This window comes from Microcella alkaliphila, from assembly GCF_002355395.1.
GTDB classification, from domain to species: domain Bacteria; phylum Actinomycetota; class Actinomycetes; order Actinomycetales; family Microbacteriaceae; genus Microcella; species Microcella alkaliphila_A.
This window is the reverse complement of the sequence record NZ_AP017315.1, coordinates 1,867,825-1,882,840: the sequence shown is the minus strand read 5'-3', so window position 1 is coordinate 1,882,840 and position 15,016 is coordinate 1,867,825. Positions and strand designations below refer to the sequence as shown.

General features: G+C 70.3%; 15 protein-coding genes. 4 read left to right on the top strand and 11 right to left on the bottom strand.

Annotated elements, in window-relative coordinates; genetic code table 11:
• Nucleotides 1–56: 56 nt before the first annotated feature.
• From CPY97_RS09245 to CPY97_RS09230, 4 genes are all read right to left on the bottom strand, one after another.
• The gene (locus tag CPY97_RS09245; protein ID WP_096422133.1) at nt 57–1,214 is read right to left on the bottom strand and encodes a sensor histidine kinase; all 1,158 of its coding nucleotides are present in this window, start codon (nt 1,212–1,214) and stop codon (nt 57–59) included.
• Nucleotides 1,215–1,270: 56 nt separating this feature from the next.
• The gene (gene metX / locus CPY97_RS09240; RefSeq protein ID WP_096423552.1) at nt 1,271–2,470 is read right to left on the bottom strand and encodes a homoserine O-acetyltransferase MetX; all 1,200 of its coding nucleotides are present in this window, start codon (nt 2,468–2,470) and stop codon (nt 1,271–1,273) included.
• Between the two features lie 59 nt (nt 2,471–2,529).
• Nucleotides 2,530–3,846 carry a bifunctional o-acetylhomoserine/o-acetylserine sulfhydrylase gene (locus tag CPY97_RS09235; RefSeq protein WP_096422131.1) on the bottom strand — a complete coding sequence of 439 codons (1,317 nt, stop codon included), beginning with the start codon at nt 3,844–3,846 and terminating at the stop codon, nt 2,530–2,532.
• A gap of 132 nt (nt 3,847–3,978) precedes the next feature.
• On the bottom strand, nt 3,979–5,019 hold the full coding sequence (locus tag CPY97_RS09230; RefSeq protein WP_096422129.1) for an acyltransferase family protein: 1,041 nt from the start codon (nt 5,017–5,019) through the stop codon (nt 3,979–3,981).
• 17 nt (nt 5,020–5,036) lie between these two features.
• Between CPY97_RS09230 and CPY97_RS09225 the strand changes: the two genes are divergently transcribed.
• Nucleotides 5,037–5,855 (top strand): SDR family oxidoreductase, encoded by an 819-nt coding sequence (locus CPY97_RS09225; RefSeq protein ID WP_096422127.1) that lies wholly within the window; start codon nt 5,037–5,039, stop codon nt 5,853–5,855.
• Here CPY97_RS09225 and CPY97_RS09220 read toward each other — a convergent pair.
• On the bottom strand, nt 5,842–7,347 hold the full coding sequence (locus CPY97_RS09220; protein WP_231923900.1) for an MFS transporter: 1,506 nt from the start codon (nt 7,345–7,347) through the stop codon (nt 5,842–5,844). The two genes, CPY97_RS09225 and CPY97_RS09220, sit on opposite strands and share 14 nt — an antisense overlap.
• 49 nt (nt 7,348–7,396) lie before the next feature.
• On the opposite strand from CPY97_RS09220, the gene CPY97_RS09215 reads away from it, so the two are divergent.
• Nucleotides 7,397–8,098: a uracil-DNA glycosylase gene (locus tag CPY97_RS09215; protein WP_419866101.1), complete on the top strand. Its 702-nt coding sequence runs from the start codon at nt 7,397–7,399 to the stop codon at nt 8,096–8,098.
• 23 nt (nt 8,099–8,121) lie between these two features.
• Entirely contained in the window at nt 8,122–8,709 is a 588-nt protein-coding gene (locus CPY97_RS09210) for a GNAT family N-acetyltransferase (protein ID WP_096422124.1), read from the top strand.
• Here the strand turns inward: CPY97_RS09210 and CPY97_RS09205 are convergent.
• From CPY97_RS09205 to CPY97_RS09195, 3 genes are all read right to left on the bottom strand, one after another.
• Nucleotides 8,678–9,280, bottom strand: coding sequence for a TetR/AcrR family transcriptional regulator (locus CPY97_RS09205; protein WP_096422122.1), 603 nt, complete (start codon nt 9,278–9,280; stop codon nt 8,678–8,680). The genes CPY97_RS09210 and CPY97_RS09205 overlap by 32 nt on opposite strands.
• Complete coding sequence (locus tag CPY97_RS09200; protein ID WP_096422120.1) at nt 9,277–9,654, bottom strand: DMT family transporter; 378 nt, start codon at nt 9,652–9,654, stop codon at nt 9,277–9,279. The genes CPY97_RS09205 and CPY97_RS09200 overlap by 4 nt, the downstream gene beginning before the upstream one ends.
• A 105-nt stretch (nt 9,655–9,759) precedes the next feature.
• Nucleotides 9,760–10,422, bottom strand: a complete 663-nt coding sequence (locus CPY97_RS09195; RefSeq protein ID WP_096422118.1) for a hypothetical protein — start codon at nt 10,420–10,422, stop codon at nt 9,760–9,762.
• Nucleotides 10,423–10,535: 113 nt separating this feature from the next.
• Between CPY97_RS09195 and CPY97_RS09190 the strand changes: the two genes are divergently transcribed.
• Entirely contained in the window at nt 10,536–11,990 is a 1,455-nt protein-coding gene (locus tag CPY97_RS09190) for an amidase (RefSeq protein WP_096422116.1), read from the top strand.
• Nucleotides 11,991–12,009: 19 nt separating this feature from the next.
• Here CPY97_RS09190 and CPY97_RS09185 read toward each other — a convergent pair whose 3' ends face one another.
• The 3 genes from CPY97_RS09185 to CPY97_RS09175 all read right to left on the bottom strand — a co-directional run bounded on the left by CPY97_RS09185 (nt 12,010) and on the right by CPY97_RS09175 (nt 15,012).
• Nucleotides 12,010–12,672, bottom strand: a complete 663-nt coding sequence (locus CPY97_RS09185) for a hypothetical protein (protein ID WP_096422114.1) — start codon at nt 12,670–12,672, stop codon at nt 12,010–12,012.
• On the bottom strand, nt 12,669–13,499 hold the full coding sequence (locus CPY97_RS09180; RefSeq protein ID WP_096422112.1) for an SDR family NAD(P)-dependent oxidoreductase: 831 nt from the start codon (nt 13,497–13,499) through the stop codon (nt 12,669–12,671). Before CPY97_RS09180 ends, CPY97_RS09185 begins: the two co-directional genes overlap by 4 nt.
• A gap of 73 nt (nt 13,500–13,572) precedes the next feature.
• The gene (locus CPY97_RS09175) at nt 13,573–15,012 is read right to left on the bottom strand and encodes a dihydrolipoyl dehydrogenase family protein (RefSeq protein ID WP_096422110.1); all 1,440 of its coding nucleotides are present in this window, start codon (nt 15,010–15,012) and stop codon (nt 13,573–13,575) included.
• Nucleotides 15,013–15,016: the final 4 nt, after the last annotated feature.

Genomic DNA, 15,016 nt, shown 5'->3' with positions numbered 1-15,016 from the left:
GCGGATACGCGCACCGAGGGTCCGCTCATCTGGTGCCGCCAACGCGTGCTTGCCCCTCATCGCGGGACCTCGAGAATGACGGTGGTGCCGGCCCCGGGAGTCGAGAACAGCCGCGCATTTCCGCCGACGTCCCGCAGCCGGGCAATGACCGACTCGGCGACGCCAAGCCGCCCGACCTCGACCTCGTCGAGGGAGAATCCCACCCCCGCGTCGGTCACCACGGCGCGCAGGGTGTCGTCACTCTCGGTGATCGTGACGTCGGCGTCCGTGACACCGGCGTGCCGGCGCACGTTCTCGAGACACTCCGCCAGGGCGAACAGGAACGCATCGAGCACGTCGCTGCGCAAGAGAACCTGGCCGGTACCGTGCCAACGCACTTCGAGGCCCATGCGGAGGAAACGCTGCTTGACGCTTTCCAGCGTCGTGCCAAGCGTCGACTCCGACACGGGTTCGAGGTTGTACGAGCCCGAGAACCGCGGCATGGGAGTCGAGCCGAGCCGCAACTGGCGCAACAGGCGAGCATCCTCTGTCGCCTGCTGGCGGAGCGCATCAGCGTTCACGCCGACACCCGAGTGGGCGAGCAACGTCAGGGTTGCGAGCACCGTGTCGTGCAGCAGACGCGCGCTCTGCCGCCGCTGCGCCTCCATCTCGCTCGCCTGGCGCTCCACCTGGTGGGCCCGCCCGATTCCGTCGATGCGCACGAGCGAGCGCTGCACGCCGACGGTCACCCAGATGCCGACGATCATCGTGATCGTCCAGCCGGCGAGAGTCGCAATCGCGGCGGTCGAGAAGAAGCCCATGGTGGGTCCGGCGAGCGCGACGAGGAAGGCTGAGCCGAGTGTGCCGCCGGCCCACAGCAGCCAGCGCGGTTGGCTCTCACTCAAGACGATGCCGACGGCGCCGATGCCGACGGCGCCGAGCGGGGCGAGCGCGATCGGCAGCGACACCGACGTGTTTCCGCCGAACGGCAGTTGCGCGACAGCGAGCGCTGCGAGGCCGAGCACGATCGTGAGCGCCGGCCAGCCGACGTGCTCGCTGCGGCCGACCATGACCAGTGCTCCGGCCTGACCAGCGAGCAAGATCATGACCGACGGCAGCAGGTCAGGGTCGACGATGCCGGGCAGCGACAGGCAGAACGCCGCGATGATGAGACCGGCAAGCCCGATCGCGCGCGCGGCCCGCTGCAGCAGGCTGCGTCGTTCGCGCTCGATCACAGGGTCAGTCTGTCATCCTGCGTCCCGTGCGCCCCGGCGCCGACACGCGAGCGGGGTCAGTCGGCGAGCAGCGCCGCTAGATGCCGGCCGACGAGTTCGTCCTCGATGAGGAAGGCGTCGTGGCCGAAGGGGGAAGAGATGACGACCGCCTCCGAGCCGTGAATGGTCGTCGGGATACCCGCTGCGATCGCCTGCTGCTGTTCGACCGGGAACAGCCGGTCGGTGTCGATGCCGAGCACGAGGGCGCGTGCGGTGACCGTCCCGAGCACGTCGGCGAGCGTGCCGCGGCCGCGGGTGACGTCGTGCGAGTTCATCGCCTCGACGAGCGTGATGTAGCTGTTGGCGTCGAATCGCCGGGTGAACTTGTTGCCGTGAAAGTCGAGGTAGCTTTCGACCGCGAAGCGGCCGCCGTGGCCGAGCGGGTCGAGGGCGCCCTGCCACGAGCGTTCGAAACGCTCATTCAGCTCATCGGGTGAGCGGTAGTTCAGAAGCGCCATGCGCCGGGCGAGGGCGAGCCCGCGATACGGTCCCTCGTCCTCGTCGTAGTAGGCGCCGTTGCGGAACGTCGGATCCATGCGGATCGCCTCGATCTGCACCGAGTTCAGAGCGATCTGATCGGCGTTCGAAATGGCAGGAGCGGCGAGGATGGCGACGCGGTCGAGTCGATCGGGCGAGCCGACCGCCCACTCGATCGCGTGCATCCCGCCCATCGAACCGCCGATGACGGCGGCGAAGCGCTCGATGCCCAGCCGGTCGGCGAGCAGGCGCTGCGCGGCAACCTGGTCGCGGATCGTGAGGTACGGGAAGCGCGACCCCCACTCGACGCCGTCGGGGGCGAAGGAGGCGGGGCCGGTCGATCCCTGGCAGCCGCCCAGCATGTTGGGGGCGACGACGAAGTAGCGGTCGGTGTCGATGGGAAGGCCCGGTCCGACGATGCCGCCCCACCAGCCGGCGGTGGGATGCCCGGGACCGGGCCTGCCGACCACGTGGCTGTCACCCGTTAGCGCGTGCACGATGAGCACCGCATTGGATGCGTCAGCGTTCAGCTCGCCCCACGTCTCGTAGGCGAGGCGCGTGACGGGCAACGTCTCACCCGACTCCAGCGCGAGGGCTCCGAGCGAGGCGAACTGGCGGTCGCCCGGGTCGTCCCCCTCGCGCCACGCGCCAGTCGTCGGGGGCGTGCCGCGCAGGGCGCGACGATTCGCCTCGGTGATGAACGCCGAGGGAACGGTGTCTTCGCTGGTCTGCCAGTCCATCAGGGCCATTCTGGTGCACGCGCGGGGTGCTGGCCCGCACGTGCACCAGAGACCGAGTGCTACGCGCCGGCGGTCTTCGCGGCCGCGAAGCCGCGCTCGAGGTCGGCGATGATGTCGTCGAGGTTTTCGAGCCCGACGGACAGGCGCACGAGGCCGGGCGTGACTCCTGCTGTCAGCTGCTGCTCGGCTGTCAGCTGCGAGTGCGTCGTCGAGGCGGGGTGGATGATGAGGCTGCGCACGTCGCCGATGTTCGCGACGTGGCTGAACAGCTGCACGCTGTCGACCAGCGCGCGACCGGCGTCGACCCCGCCCTTCAGCTCGAACGAGAGCACCGCGCCGACGCCCTTCGGGGCGTACTTCTGGCCGGCCGCGTGCCAGGCGCTCGACTCGAGGCCGGCGTAGTCGACGTGCGCGACGTCCGGGTGGGCCTCCAGCCACCGCGCGACGGCGAGGGCGTTCTGCACGTGCCGCTCGATGCGCAGGCTGAGCGTCTCGATGCCCTGAATGAGCTGCCAGGCGTTATCGGGCGAGATCGCCGAGCCGATGTCGCGCAAGAGCTGCACGCGCGCCTTGATGATGTAGGCGATGCCGTCGCCGAGCACGCCCGTGTAGCTGGCGCCGTGGTACGAGGGGTCGGGCGCGGTGAGTCCGGGGAACTTGGCGACGTGCTGCGACCACGGGAAGCTGCCGCCGTCGACGATCACGCCCCCGAGCACCGTGCCGTGCCCGCCCAAGAACTTCGTCGCCGAGTGCACGACGATGTCAGCGCCGTGCTTCAGCGGCTGAATGAGGTACGGGGTCGCGATCGTGTTGTCGACGATGAGCGGCAGTCCCGCCTCGTGCGCCACACCGGCGACTTTCTCGATGTCGAGGATGTTCACCTTCGGGTTCCCGACCGTCTCACCGAACAGCAGCTTCGTGTTCGGGCGGATCGCGGCGCGCCACGCCTCCGCGTCATCCTGGTCTTCCACGAACGTGACCTCGATGCCGAGCTTCGCGAGCGTGTACTTGAACAGGTTGTAGGTTCCGCCGTACACGGTCGACGACGAGACGATGTGGTCGCCCGCGTTGGCGATGTTCAGCACCGCGTAGGTCGTCGCCGACTGGCCAGACGACAGCAGCAGGGCGGCCGTGCCGCCCTCGAGGGCCGCGACGCGCTGCTCGACGACGTCCTGCGTCGGGTTCTGGATGCGCGTGTAGATGTTGCCGAACTCGGCCAACGCGAACAGATTCTTCGCGTGCGAGGAGTCGTTGAACGTGTAGGCGGTCGTGCGGTAGACCGGCGTCGCTCGGGCGTTCGTGACCGGGTCGGGCTGCGATCCGGCGTGGATCTGCAGCGTCTCGAAGCGCCAGTCGGCGGTGGGGTTCTCGCTCATGATGGGTCCTTCCCTGTCGCGGTGTGCCCACGCTAGGGGGCGGCGGGTGGGGCGGCAACGGCTCGTGACACACGCCGTAACCGGACCGTGACACCGGGCGTCACGCGGGGTGTCTCGCGGGGTGTCTCGCGACTAGCGTTTTGACGAGAGAAGCCACTCGACGCGCGGTTCGATGATGGGTCGGGTGATCGCGCGCACGGGGCGACTCGCGAGCACCACCGTGAGGGCAACCGACCCGGCGATCAGGCCGACGAACCACACCCACCCCGGGGCGCCCACCCCGGTGAGCTCGCTCTGCCGCAACGCATAGAGCGGGAACGTGTGCAGCAGGTACACGTACATCGTGTGCGTGCCGATCCACGTGATGGGCGTCACGGTCCGGGGCACGAGCGCCAGCATGCTGAGCGTCATGAGCACGCCGAGCCCGATGACGAGCAGGCGCACGACGCCCGCCCACCATTCGTCGAGGCCGAGGGCCGCATACGGGTCGGCGTAGAACAGGATGCGCCCGGCGCCGATCGACCCGAAGTAGTCGGTGCCGATGAGGGCGATGGTGGCGGCCGTGCCGAATACGAAGGCCGCCACCGCGCGGGTCACGACCACCGTCGGGTCGAAGCGGGCGCGCTCGAGCCAGCGCACGCGGTCGATCACGCGGGTGTGGGCGAGCCACCAGCCCAGCGTGAAAAACGGCAGGAGGCCGAACAGGCGCGACAGCGAGAAGGTCGTGTCGACGCTGTCGACGTAGCCGACCCCCACCGACAAAAGGATCGTGACGACGAGCGGCCACCGCAGGCGGGCGATGACCGGCAACACCATGCGGAAGATCGCGAGCGCCAGCAAGAACCACAGTGTCCACGACGGCGACGCCGGGTCAAACGTCGTGCCGCCGGTGACGACGAGGCGGACGACGGTCCAGATCGTCTCAACGATCAGGTACGGCACAAGCAGGTCGGTGACGATACGCCCCCACTGCTTCTTCCCGGGCTCCGCCCTGCTGAAGTACCCGGCGAGGAGGGCAAAGGCCGGCATGTGGAACGCGTAGATGACGAGGTACGTCGCATACGACGGCGCGTACTGACTGTTCAGAGGCTGAATCGCGTGTCCGATGACGACGAGGGTGATGGCGATGGCGCGGGCCGTATCCCAGTACGGGGTGCGAGTCGTCGTAGGCACCGCGTTAGCCTACGAGCATGAGCGACCACAGCGCTTCCACGAGCCACCCCGCCCGACGTCACGCCCTCGTCACCGGAGCCTCCAGCGGCATCGGCGCCGCCACCGTCCGCCGCCTCGCCGCGGCCGGCTGGTACGTCACGGGCGTCGCGCGCCGCGCCGACCGCTTGGAGGCGCTCGCCGCCGACACGGGATGCTCGGTGCACGTCCTCGACGTGACCGACGACGCCGCCGTGGCCGGCCTCGCAGACGTGCTGCGGGCATCCCGCGAATCGGGGGCGCCGCCGGTCGACGCCGTCGTATTGAACGCGGGTCTCGCGATCGGGGTCGATCCGGTTGTCGAGGCGTCCACGGCTGACTGGGCGCGCATGTTCGACGTGAACGTGCTCGGCGCCCAGCGCGTGCTGCGCGTCCTCGTGCCGATGTTGCGCGACGCGGCCCGCGCGCGCGGCGGGGCCGACATCGTCGCCGTCACGTCGACGGCCGGCCAGCGTGCCTACGAGGGCGGCGCCGGGTACTCGGCGTCGAAGGCGGGTCTGCGCATCATGATGGACGCGCTGCGCCTCGAACTCGCCGGTGAGCCCCTGCGGGTGATGCAGGTGGCCCCCGGCATGGTGCGCACCGACGAGTTCACGCTGAATCGGCTCGGGGGTGACGCCGAGCGCGCGGCGGCGCTGTACGAGGGCGTGGACCGCCCGCTGACCGCCGCCGACGTTGCCCGCGTGATCGTCGACGCGCTCGAGCTGCCCCCGCACATCAACGTCGACGAAGTGACGATGCGGCCCGTCGCGCAGGCCGCGCAGCACAAGCTCGTGCGCGGTCCGCTCAACCCTCGGTAGCGGCGTCGGGGCGCGCGGTCGCCGCCCCGGGCGAGGCGATCGATTCGGCGACCTCATCGATGATGGGATCGCGGAAGGCAAGCTTCGGCACGAACACGAGCAGCACCGCGCCGATGAGGGCGGTGCCGCCGCAAATCGCGAACACGGTCATGTAGCCGCCGTAGGTGCCAGCCGTCGCGACCACCGACTGCGTTCCGACGTAGACCACGACGATCGCGAAGATCGCGCTCGCGAACGAGCCGCCGATCGTCTTCGTCGTGTTGGTGAGCCCGGCCGCGATGCCCGTCTGCCCGAGCGGTGCCGCGGCGGCCGCAGCGGCCGGCAGGGCGGCGACAAGCGCGCCCGAGCCGAGCCCCGCGATCACCATGTTGGTCGCCACCTGCACGGGAGTGAAGTGGAGCGGCAAGAAGAGCAGGTAGCCGACCGCCACGAGGCTTGTCGCGACGATGAGGGCGACCCGAGGGGAGAGTCGCCGCGCCGTCGCTGAAAACAGGGCTGCACCGGTGATCATGCCGATGAGGTAGACGCCGACGATGGTGGAGATGTCACTCGCGCCGAGCCCGAGGCCGTACCCCGCCTCGACGGGGGTGCCGGCGAACGTGGCGAGCGGCGCCTGCGCGCCCAGCACGCTGATGCCGAAAAGCCCCGCGACCAGCTGCACGGGCCACATCTCGGGCCGGTGCAGCACACGAATGTCGATCGCCGGGTCGGGGTGGCCGAGCACCCAGCGGCCGAAGGGGTAGAGCAGAGCGAGCCCCAGCAGAATCACGAGGTAGACCCAGATCGCCTCCGGCCCGTTGATGCGCAGGAACGCGAGCCCGCTCGTGATGGTCATGAGCGACAGCGTCAACAGCACGAAACCAACGGTGTCGAGTCGGCGACCGGGAACAGGTGTCGACTCGGGTACCCCGAACAGGATTACGAAGAATGCGATCGTCACCGCGATCGCGGGCACGGCGAATGTCAACGGCACATTGCCGTCGAACGCGTCGAAGATGCGCCCGCCGCCGAGCGCGCCCACGATCGCGCCTGCCTGCAGGGCGACGACGAGCAGTCCGGCCGCGCGCCGGGTCTGCGAGGGGCCCCGGCCCGTCGTGCGCCCCCGGTCGAAGATCAGCGCAATCTCGAGCGGCAGCCAGACGACATAGAAGCCCTGTAGCGCCCAGGCGATCAGGAAGCTCCAGAAGTCGGCGGCGGCGACGAGCCACCAGCTCGCGCCCGCCGTTACGACGGTCGAGATCAGCAGCACCTTCTTGTGCCCGATCATGTCGCCGAGCTTCGCGAGGATCGGCACCACGAGCGCGCTCAGCAGCAACTGCGCGGCCTCGAACCAGTTGAACTCGGGGTCGTTGATGGCGAGGTACCGGGCGAGGTCCGGGATGAGCGGAATGTAGTAGCCCTGAATGATGCCGCTGACGAACTCGACGAAGAACAGGTACCCGACGAGCCCTGCAGTGATCGCGCCAGATTTTCCGGCCAGCCTCGATGCCATGGTCGCGAGGCTAGCCCTCGGGATGCCCAGGGCTCGGTAGCGTGGGCCCGTGCGCGTCCCCGAGATCATCGCCCCGCCAGGCGGCCTGGGTGACGGCTGGGCCGTGGCGCTTGACACGGTGGACCCGCAGCTCGACGACGCTCTGGCGGCGATCGCCGCCCGGCTCGATGCTGAGGCCTCTGCGGGCCGCGAATGGCTACCGGCTCCTCAGCGTGTGCTGCGCGCGCTGACCGTGCCGCTCGCCGATGTGCGGGTTCTCGTCATCGGCCAAGACCCGTACCCGACGCCCGGCCATCCCGTCGGCCTCGCCTTTTCGGCGGATCGCTCCGTGCGGCCGCTTCCGCGCAGTCTCGCGAACATCTACCGCGAGCTCGCCGATGACGTGGGAGTCCCCCCGCCGCCGCACCCCGACCTGTCACCGTGGTCCGAGCGCGGCGTGCTCCTACTCAACCGCGTGCTCACCGTCGCGGCGGGCCGGGCGAACTCGCACCGCGGCCTCGGTTGGCAGCGCGTCACCGATGCCGTCGTGCGCGCCCTCGTCGCGCGCGGCGGACCGCTCGTCGCCGTGCTCTGGGGGCGCGATGCGGAGGCCGTGCGCCCGCTACTGGGCGATGTTCCGGTGGTCGCGAGCGCACATCCGAGCCCTCTGTCGGCCCGCCGCGGGTTCTTCGGCTCACGCCCGTTCAGTCGGGTGAACGCGGCGCTTCTCCTGCAGGGTGCCGAGCCGATCGACTGGGACATCAGCCCGTAACCCGCGCGACGTAGGCTGATTCCATGCTTGAGGAGGAATACCAGCAGCGTCGGCGCTTGCCGCGTCACCTGAAGCCTGCCCCCGAGCCAGAACCGGAGTTCAGTTTCACCCTGCGCGACGCGGTGACCGCCGACCTGCCCGCGGTGCGCGAGATCTACAACCACTACGTCGCGAACTCGACCGTCACGTTCGACGAGCAGCCGTGGACGCTGAAGGGGCTGAAGCAGAAGTTCGCGCATCTGCAGAAGCTGGGGTACCCGTTCCTCGTCGCCGAATCGCCCCGCGGTCAGCTACTCGGGTTCGCGTACGTGTACCCCTGGAAAGAGAAGGCCGCCTACCGCTACACGGTCGAGAACTCGATCTACCTCGCGCCCGCCGCCACCGGTCGAGGGCTGGGCAAGGCCATGCTCGGCGAGCTACTCGAGCGCGCCGCCGACGCCGGGGTGCGCGAGGTGGTCGCCGTCATCGCCGACCAGGGCGCCGAGGGCTCGATTCGCCTGCACGAGTCGTTCGGCTTCACTCAGACCGGGTCGATGGGCCGCGTCGGCTTCAAGTTCGACCGGTGGCTCGGCATCGTGCTCATGCAGAAGTCATTGCGTCGTCGTCGCTGAGCGGGGCAAGCGCCGCGGCGACCGCCGCGCGCACGTCGGCGGGCGTGTGCGGTTCGCCGCGCCACAGCATCCGCAGGATCAGCCCGTCGAGGGCGAGCGCCGCCGTGCGGATGCGCGTGGCGCGATCCGGTGCGTCCTCCGGCAGTGCCGTGGCCAGGTCCCGCTCGAGCAGGGTGTACCAGTGTTCGGCATCGGTGCGGAGTGTGGGTCGCCGGGTGGCGAGCAGCAGCAGTTCGTAGTGGGCCACCGCGGTCGAGCGCTCGTCGATCGCATACTGGCGGATCGTCGCGGCCGCGGCGTCGACGTCGAGCGCATCGAGCGGGCCGACGGTTGCGTCATAGTCCGCGATGCTCCGCCGAAGAACTGACACGAGCAGGTCGTCGATGTCCGCGAAGTAGTACGTGGCCGCCGACGTGGGCAGCCCCGCCTCGGCCGCCACCGCTCGGTGGGTGAGCGCAGCCGGGCCGTCCCGCTCGATGACCGTGAGAGCGGCGTCCAGCAGGGCGTCTCGGCGCGCGCGGCCCTTGGCGGTTAGCCGGGGGCCGTCTTCCCGGCGGGCGCTCGGGCTCATGCCTTCGGGAGGGTCGCCGGCGCACTGAGCCCGCTGGCCACGGTCGCACCGTGGTCGCCCGTGAGCTCGACGAGGGCGACGCCGGCGATGATCAGGGCGATGCCGATGAGCTGGCCGATGGTGAGCGTCTCGCCGAAGACGAGCCAACTGACGCCGGCGACGAGCGCGACGCCCATACCCGCCCAGATGCCGTAGGCCGTGCCGAGGGGCACGCCGCGACCGAGCGACGCCGACAGCATCGTGAATGCCGCGATGTAGCCGACGACCACGATGGGGAAGGCCCACCAGACGACCCGCTCGCCGCTCGTGAGCTTCAGGAAGCTCGTGGCGATGACCTCAGCGACGATCGCGCCGGCCAAATAGATGTAGCCCATGGAATCCTCTCCTCAATTCTGGAACAAATGTACCAAAATGAGGACGAGCTGGCAGGGCGCGCTGATGCACGGGCGCCGACGTGCGGCGCCGACTCATCCTGCGCGCTATTCGAGGGCGCCGTAGGCGACCCCGCGCAGCTCTTCGGTCAGCAGAATCGACTCGTCGAAGCCGGCCTGGCCGCCGAGCGAGTTCAACATCGAGAACCATGCATCGTTCGTGATCAGGTTGTAGATCGCGGGCGGCCCTCCCGCGTCGCCGATGAGGCCGTAGGCGAGTGAGGAGTCGTCGCGGTCATACGCGATATACCCCTGCGCGATCAGGTCGTCGATCGTCTGCGCGCGGGTCGCGGCGTTCAGCGGAGCAACGCTCAGCAGGATGGTCGAGAGATCGACGCCCTCCTGACCCCAGACGCAGCTGATGCCCCCGACGAGCTGTTCGGGAGTCTCGTCGAAGAAGAACTCGTCGCCGTAGATGCTGCCGGGCCCCCCGAGCAACTGCAGGTTCTGCACCTCGAGCGACGCCACGCGCGCGGCCGGCAAGATCTCGGTGCAGTCGCTCGGCATCGTGAAGACGAGTTCGGGCTCCGGTTCGGGCTCGGGTTCCGGCTCGGTCGTGGGCTCCGGCTCCGGTGTCGTGGTCGGTTCGGCGATCGGGTCGGGGGCCTCGACGGGCTGGTCGGCGCACGCGCCCAGACCGACAGCGAGCAAACCCGCAGCGAGGGCGGAGACGAGGCGGGATGCGCGGCGAGGGCGGAAAGCGGTCACCATGGCGCGAATGTATCAGCGGGAGAAGAACGGAAGAGGCATGATTCCCCGGCGCAGTGCCCCCAGCATCCCTTCGTTGTCGAATCGATACGGGTGCGCGGCCGTAGGCTGACACGATGACCGCCCTGCACGAGTTGACCGCTCTCGAGCAGTGGACCCTCATTCGATCCGGCGAGCTCACGCCCGGGGACCTCGTCGAGCACTATCTGGCGCGCATCGAGAGACTCAACCCCCGTGTGGGTGCGCTCACCGTGGTCGAGGGCGACCGGGCGCGCGACGCCGCGGCACGCCTCACGGAGACCGTCAGCACCGCCGCACCGCTGTTCGGATTGCCGCTCGTCGACAAAGAACTGACGGCACGGGCCGGGCAGCGCACCACCTACGGCTCGCGCCTGTTCGCCGACAACGTGCCCGAGGCCTCTGACGAACTCGCCCGGCACCTCGATGAGGCCGGGGCGATCAGCCTCGGGGCGAGCGCGGCGCCCGAGTTCGGGCTGCCGTCGTACACCGAGTCGCGCGTCGCGCCGCCCGCGCGCACGCCGCACGCCCTCGACAGGGGTGCTGGTGGGTCGAGCGGCGGGGCGGCCGCCGCGGTTGCTGCCGGCCTCGTGCCGTTCGCTCCGGGCTCCGACGGCGGAGGCAGCATCCGCATCCCCGCTGCGGCGTGCGGCATCGTGGGGCTCAAGCCCTCTCGGGGCAGGGTGCCCGCGGGCAGCGGGCTCGCATCGCTCGCCGGACTCGTGGTCGCGGGCCCTCTCGCCCGTACCGTCGCCGACGCGGCGCTGTTGCTCGACGCGCTCGTCAGCGCCAGCCCCTGGCCATTCGCGACGCGCGCCGCTGGCCCCGCGGCGGAGGGACCGTTCCTCGCCCACGCGGTCCGCGGCGAGGGGCGTGTCCAGGTGGGCGTGCTGACCGAGAGTCCCTGGCAGCTCGACTATGAGCTGACAATCGCGCCTGAAGCGCGCCACGCCCTCGACCGGGCCATCCGCCACCTCGACGCCATGGGCCACGGTGTCGACGACATCGACCTGGGGCCGAGCGACGACTGGGCCGGCTACCCCGACGCGTTTCGGATCGTCTGGATGGCAGCGGCCGCCGGAATCCCGGCCGAGAGCGACGCCGAGCTCGCGCTGCTCGAACCGCTCACGGCCTGGCTGGTCGCCCGAGGACGCGAGTTGCCGGTCGCCCGTCTCACGGCGGCGCTGTCGTGGCTCTCGGGCTTCGAACGGCGGCTGATCGCGCGGTTTTCGAGCGTCGATGTCGTGATGACGCCGGCACTCGCGCTGACTCCGCGCCCGCTCGGCTGGTACGACGCGGGGGATGCGGAGCGCAACTTCGCGCAGCAGGTGCAGTACACCCCGTGGACGAGCATGATCAACGTCGCGGGGCTTCCCGCCATCACGATCCCGATGGGGCTGAGCCGCGAATCGGACGGCGAACTCAGCGATCGACCCGGCATGCCCATGGGCGTGCAGCTCATCGGCCGGCCGGGCGGTGAGGCAACGCTGCTGGCGGTGGCCGCGCAACTGGAACGGCGGCTACGGCTTCCGTCGACCCCCGTGCTCGACTGAGCGCCGGGGCGAGCTGCCGCTACGGCGCGCTGAGCTGCGTGCCCGCGTCGAGGGTGAGCGGTTCGGCATCGCCGCCGAAGGCCTCCGTCGCGACGAGGAGGCCGTCAACGATGAGGTGCGCCTCGCTGTACGGGAAGTCGCCGTCGACCACGAGCGTGTAGAGCTGCCCGCCGAGTGCCGAGGACCCGGTGAACCCCGCCGTGTCGGTCAGGTGCTCGGCAACGAAGTCGGCCGTTGCGTCGTCGATGCGGATGATCGTGGTCGTCGACCCGCTCTCGCTGAACGGCAGGATCCAGCTGCAGCTGACTCGCTCCATCGCGCCCTGGAGGAGGGCGACGATCACGGCGTCGCCGCTGCCCCAGCCACCGGCACCCGCCGCGGCCGTGTCGCCGAGTGACTCACGCCCCTCGTCGGTGAGTTCTGCGGTGAGCTCGGGGGAGTAGATCTCGTCGCAGCCCGGCAAGGCGACGACGTCGTCCGTGTCGCCGTCGCCCGGGTCGATGCCGGCATCGGCGTCGGGGGTCGGCGAGGCCGAGGCGGGCGCGTCCGGCGATGACGGAAGGGTATTCGGATCGGGCCCCGCGCATCCGGCCAGCGCGAGAAGAGCCGCGACGGTCAGCGCCGCGGCGCGAATCGATGTGTCAAGGCGAACGCGGGCACGGGGGCGCGCGGGCTGGGTCATGCGGTGTCTCCGGTGGGGATTCTGCTACCGAACCGATCTTCGACCGCCGCGAACAACTCGTCGCCGAGCCGCGTGTCGGTGGCCGAGCGGTGGGTCGCTGCCCAGGGTGTCAGACCGTCGAAGTAGGTTCCGTTGGGCACGCCCAGTTCGGGCGTGTCGACCAGGTGGACGAGGGGCGCGGCACCGGCCTCGACGCTGATCTGCAGGGGCGCGGTCAGCGATTGCACGAATCGCGCGCTTGACGACCGGGCACCGAACCCGCTGCGCACGTATCCGGGATGCACGGCGACGTTCTCGAGTCCCGTGCGCGCGGCCAGCGCCCGCGCGTACAGAATGACGCCGAGTTTTGCGGCGGCGTAGGGCTTCCACCCACCCTTGTAGGGGCGGCGGTCGAAGTCGAGGTCGTCGATGCGCAGGCCACCGAGGCGATTCATGACGCTCGAGGTGTGCACGATGCGGGCCCGGCTCTCGGTGAGGCGCGGAAGGAGGAGGGTGGTGAGGAGGGCGCTTGCGAGCAGGTTGCGCTGGAGCGTTGTCTCGTGACCGTCGACGGTGAGCGCGCGCTGCGGCACGAGACCGCCCGCGTTGTTGACGAGCACGTCGATGCGTCCGAAGCGACCCTGGAGTGCGTCGGCGAGGGCGCGCACATCGTCGAGGCGATCAAAGTCGGCGACGAACGGGACGGCGCCGATCTCGGCCGCGACATGGGCGGTGCGTTCAGGGTGACGGCCGGCGACCGCGACCTGCCAGCCGCGTCGGACGAGTTCGCGCGCCGCCTCAGCGCCGATGCCGGCGCTTGCCCCCGTGATGACGGCGGTACGGCTCATCTAGACCACGTCCATGCGCCCCATACTGGCAGGAATTGTCTACTCCCGCTTGCCGGATTTCGACAGGGGGTGGTCAGGAGGGTCTGCCGAGCGCCTCGAGGAGGCGCAGCCAGACTTCGCTGGCCGTCGGATACGCGGGCACGGCATGCCACAGCCGCGCAATCGGCACTTCGCCGACGATCGTGACGGTGGCGGCGTGCAACAGTTCGGCGACCTCGTCGCCGACGACCGTGAAGCCGACGATGACATCGCGCTCGGCGTCGACCACGAGCCGGGCCTGACCCTCCGCACCGTCGCGGTGCACCGAGACGCCGGCGACGCGTCCGAGCGCGTAGTCGACGACGCGGGTGGGGATGCCCGCTTCGGCGGCCTGGTCTGCCGTCAGTCCGACGCTTGCCACTTCGGGGCTCGAGAAGCACACCTGCGGCACGGCACGATGGTCGGAGGTCGCCACGTGCGTTCCCCAGGGAGCGTCGTCGATGGGCCGCCCCGCCGCGCGGGCGGAAATCGCGTCACCGGCCGCGCGAGCCTGGTACTTGCCCTGGTGGGTCAGCGGCGCCCGCATGGTGGCGTCACCGGCCGCGTACAGCCAGTCGGTGCCGGTCACGAGCATCGTGTCGTCGACGGGGAGCGCGTCGCCGGGGGTGAGGTGGTCGAGCCCGAGAGTGTCGACCCCGACGTCTGCGGTGCGCGGCGTCCGGCCGGTGGCGACCACCACCTCGTCGGCCTCGATGGTGTCGCCGCCTGCGAGCGACATGCGGACGCGTCCCGTAGCGTCGCGCTCGACCCGGGTGGTCCCTGTGTGCGTCAGCACCCGCGCGCCTGACTCTTGCAGGCGCTGAGCGACCGCATCGCCGGCAAAGTCTTCGAGCGAAGCGAGGAGGCGACCGCGCGCGATGACCGTCACCGAGCATCCGAGAGCGGTGTAGGCGGTGGCCATTTCGACGGCCACGACGCCGCCGCCGATGATGGCGAGCGAGCCGGGCACCTCTTTCGCGCTCGTCACCTCGCGGCTCGCCCACGGCTCCGCCTCGACGAGGCCCTCGATCGGCGGGATGCTCGCCCCGCTTCCCGTGCACACCGCAACGGCGTGCCGGGCGGTCACCCGCCGCGTCGCGCCCTCGGCGTCGGTAATCACGACCGTGCGCGCGCCGTCGAGCCGGGCGTGCCCGCGCGCGAGGTCGATGCCGGCCTGCTCGACCCAGCGCACCTGGCCGCTGTCGTCCCAGTGTGCGGCGAAGGAGTCGCGGCGGGCGAGTACCGCGGCGACGTCGACGCGGTCACCGGTGATGGCCTGCGTCGCGCCATCGACCGCGCGGGCGGCGTCGAGCGCGGCGGCCGAGCGCAGGAGCGCCTTCGACGGCATGCACGCCCAGTACGAGCACTCGCCGCCGACCAGCTCGTGCTCGACGAGCAGCGTGCGCAGGCCTCCCTGCACGGTACGATCGGCGAGATTCTCGCCCACGGCGCCGGCGCCGATCACGATGACGTCGTACTGGTCGTCGCTGCTCATGGGG

Bases quoted from the DNA above. Each gene is read 5' to 3' on its own strand.
- CPY97_RS09205 (WP_096422122.1), bottom strand. From the start codon at position 9,280: ATGAGCCCGAGCGCCCGCCGGGAAGACGGCCCCCGGCTAACCGCCAAG.
- metX (WP_096423552.1), bottom strand. From the start codon at position 2,470: ATGGACTGGCAGACCAGCGAAGACACCGTTCCCTCGGCGTTCATCACC.
- CPY97_RS09200 (WP_096422120.1), bottom strand. From the start codon at position 9,654: ATGGGCTACATCTATTTGGCCGGCGCGATCGTCGCTGAGGTCATCGCC.
- CPY97_RS09180 (WP_096422112.1), bottom strand. From the start codon at position 13,499: ATGAGCCGTACCGCCGTCATCACGGGGGCAAGCGCCGGCATCGGCGCT.
- CPY97_RS09195 (WP_096422118.1), bottom strand. From the start codon at position 10,422: ATGGTGACCGCTTTCCGCCCTCGCCGCGCATCCCGCCTCGTCTCCGCC.
- CPY97_RS09210 (WP_096422124.1), top strand. From the start codon at position 8,122: ATGCTTGAGGAGGAATACCAGCAGCGTCGGCGCTTGCCGCGTCACCTG.
- CPY97_RS09220 (WP_231923900.1), bottom strand. From the start codon at position 7,347: ATGGCATCGAGGCTGGCCGGAAAATCTGGCGCGATCACTGCAGGGCTC.
- CPY97_RS09235 (WP_096422131.1), bottom strand. From the start codon at position 3,846: ATGAGCGAGAACCCCACCGCCGACTGGCGCTTCGAGACGCTGCAGATC.
- CPY97_RS09190 (WP_096422116.1), top strand. From the start codon at position 10,536: ATGACCGCCCTGCACGAGTTGACCGCTCTCGAGCAGTGGACCCTCATT.
- CPY97_RS09185 (WP_096422114.1), bottom strand. From the start codon at position 12,672: ATGACCCAGCCCGCGCGCCCCCGTGCCCGCGTTCGCCTTGACACATCG.
- CPY97_RS09225 (WP_096422127.1), top strand. From the start codon at position 5,037: ATGAGCGACCACAGCGCTTCCACGAGCCACCCCGCCCGACGTCACGCC.
- CPY97_RS09175 (WP_096422110.1), bottom strand. From the start codon at position 15,012: ATGAGCAGCGACGACCAGTACGACGTCATCGTGATCGGCGCCGGCGCC.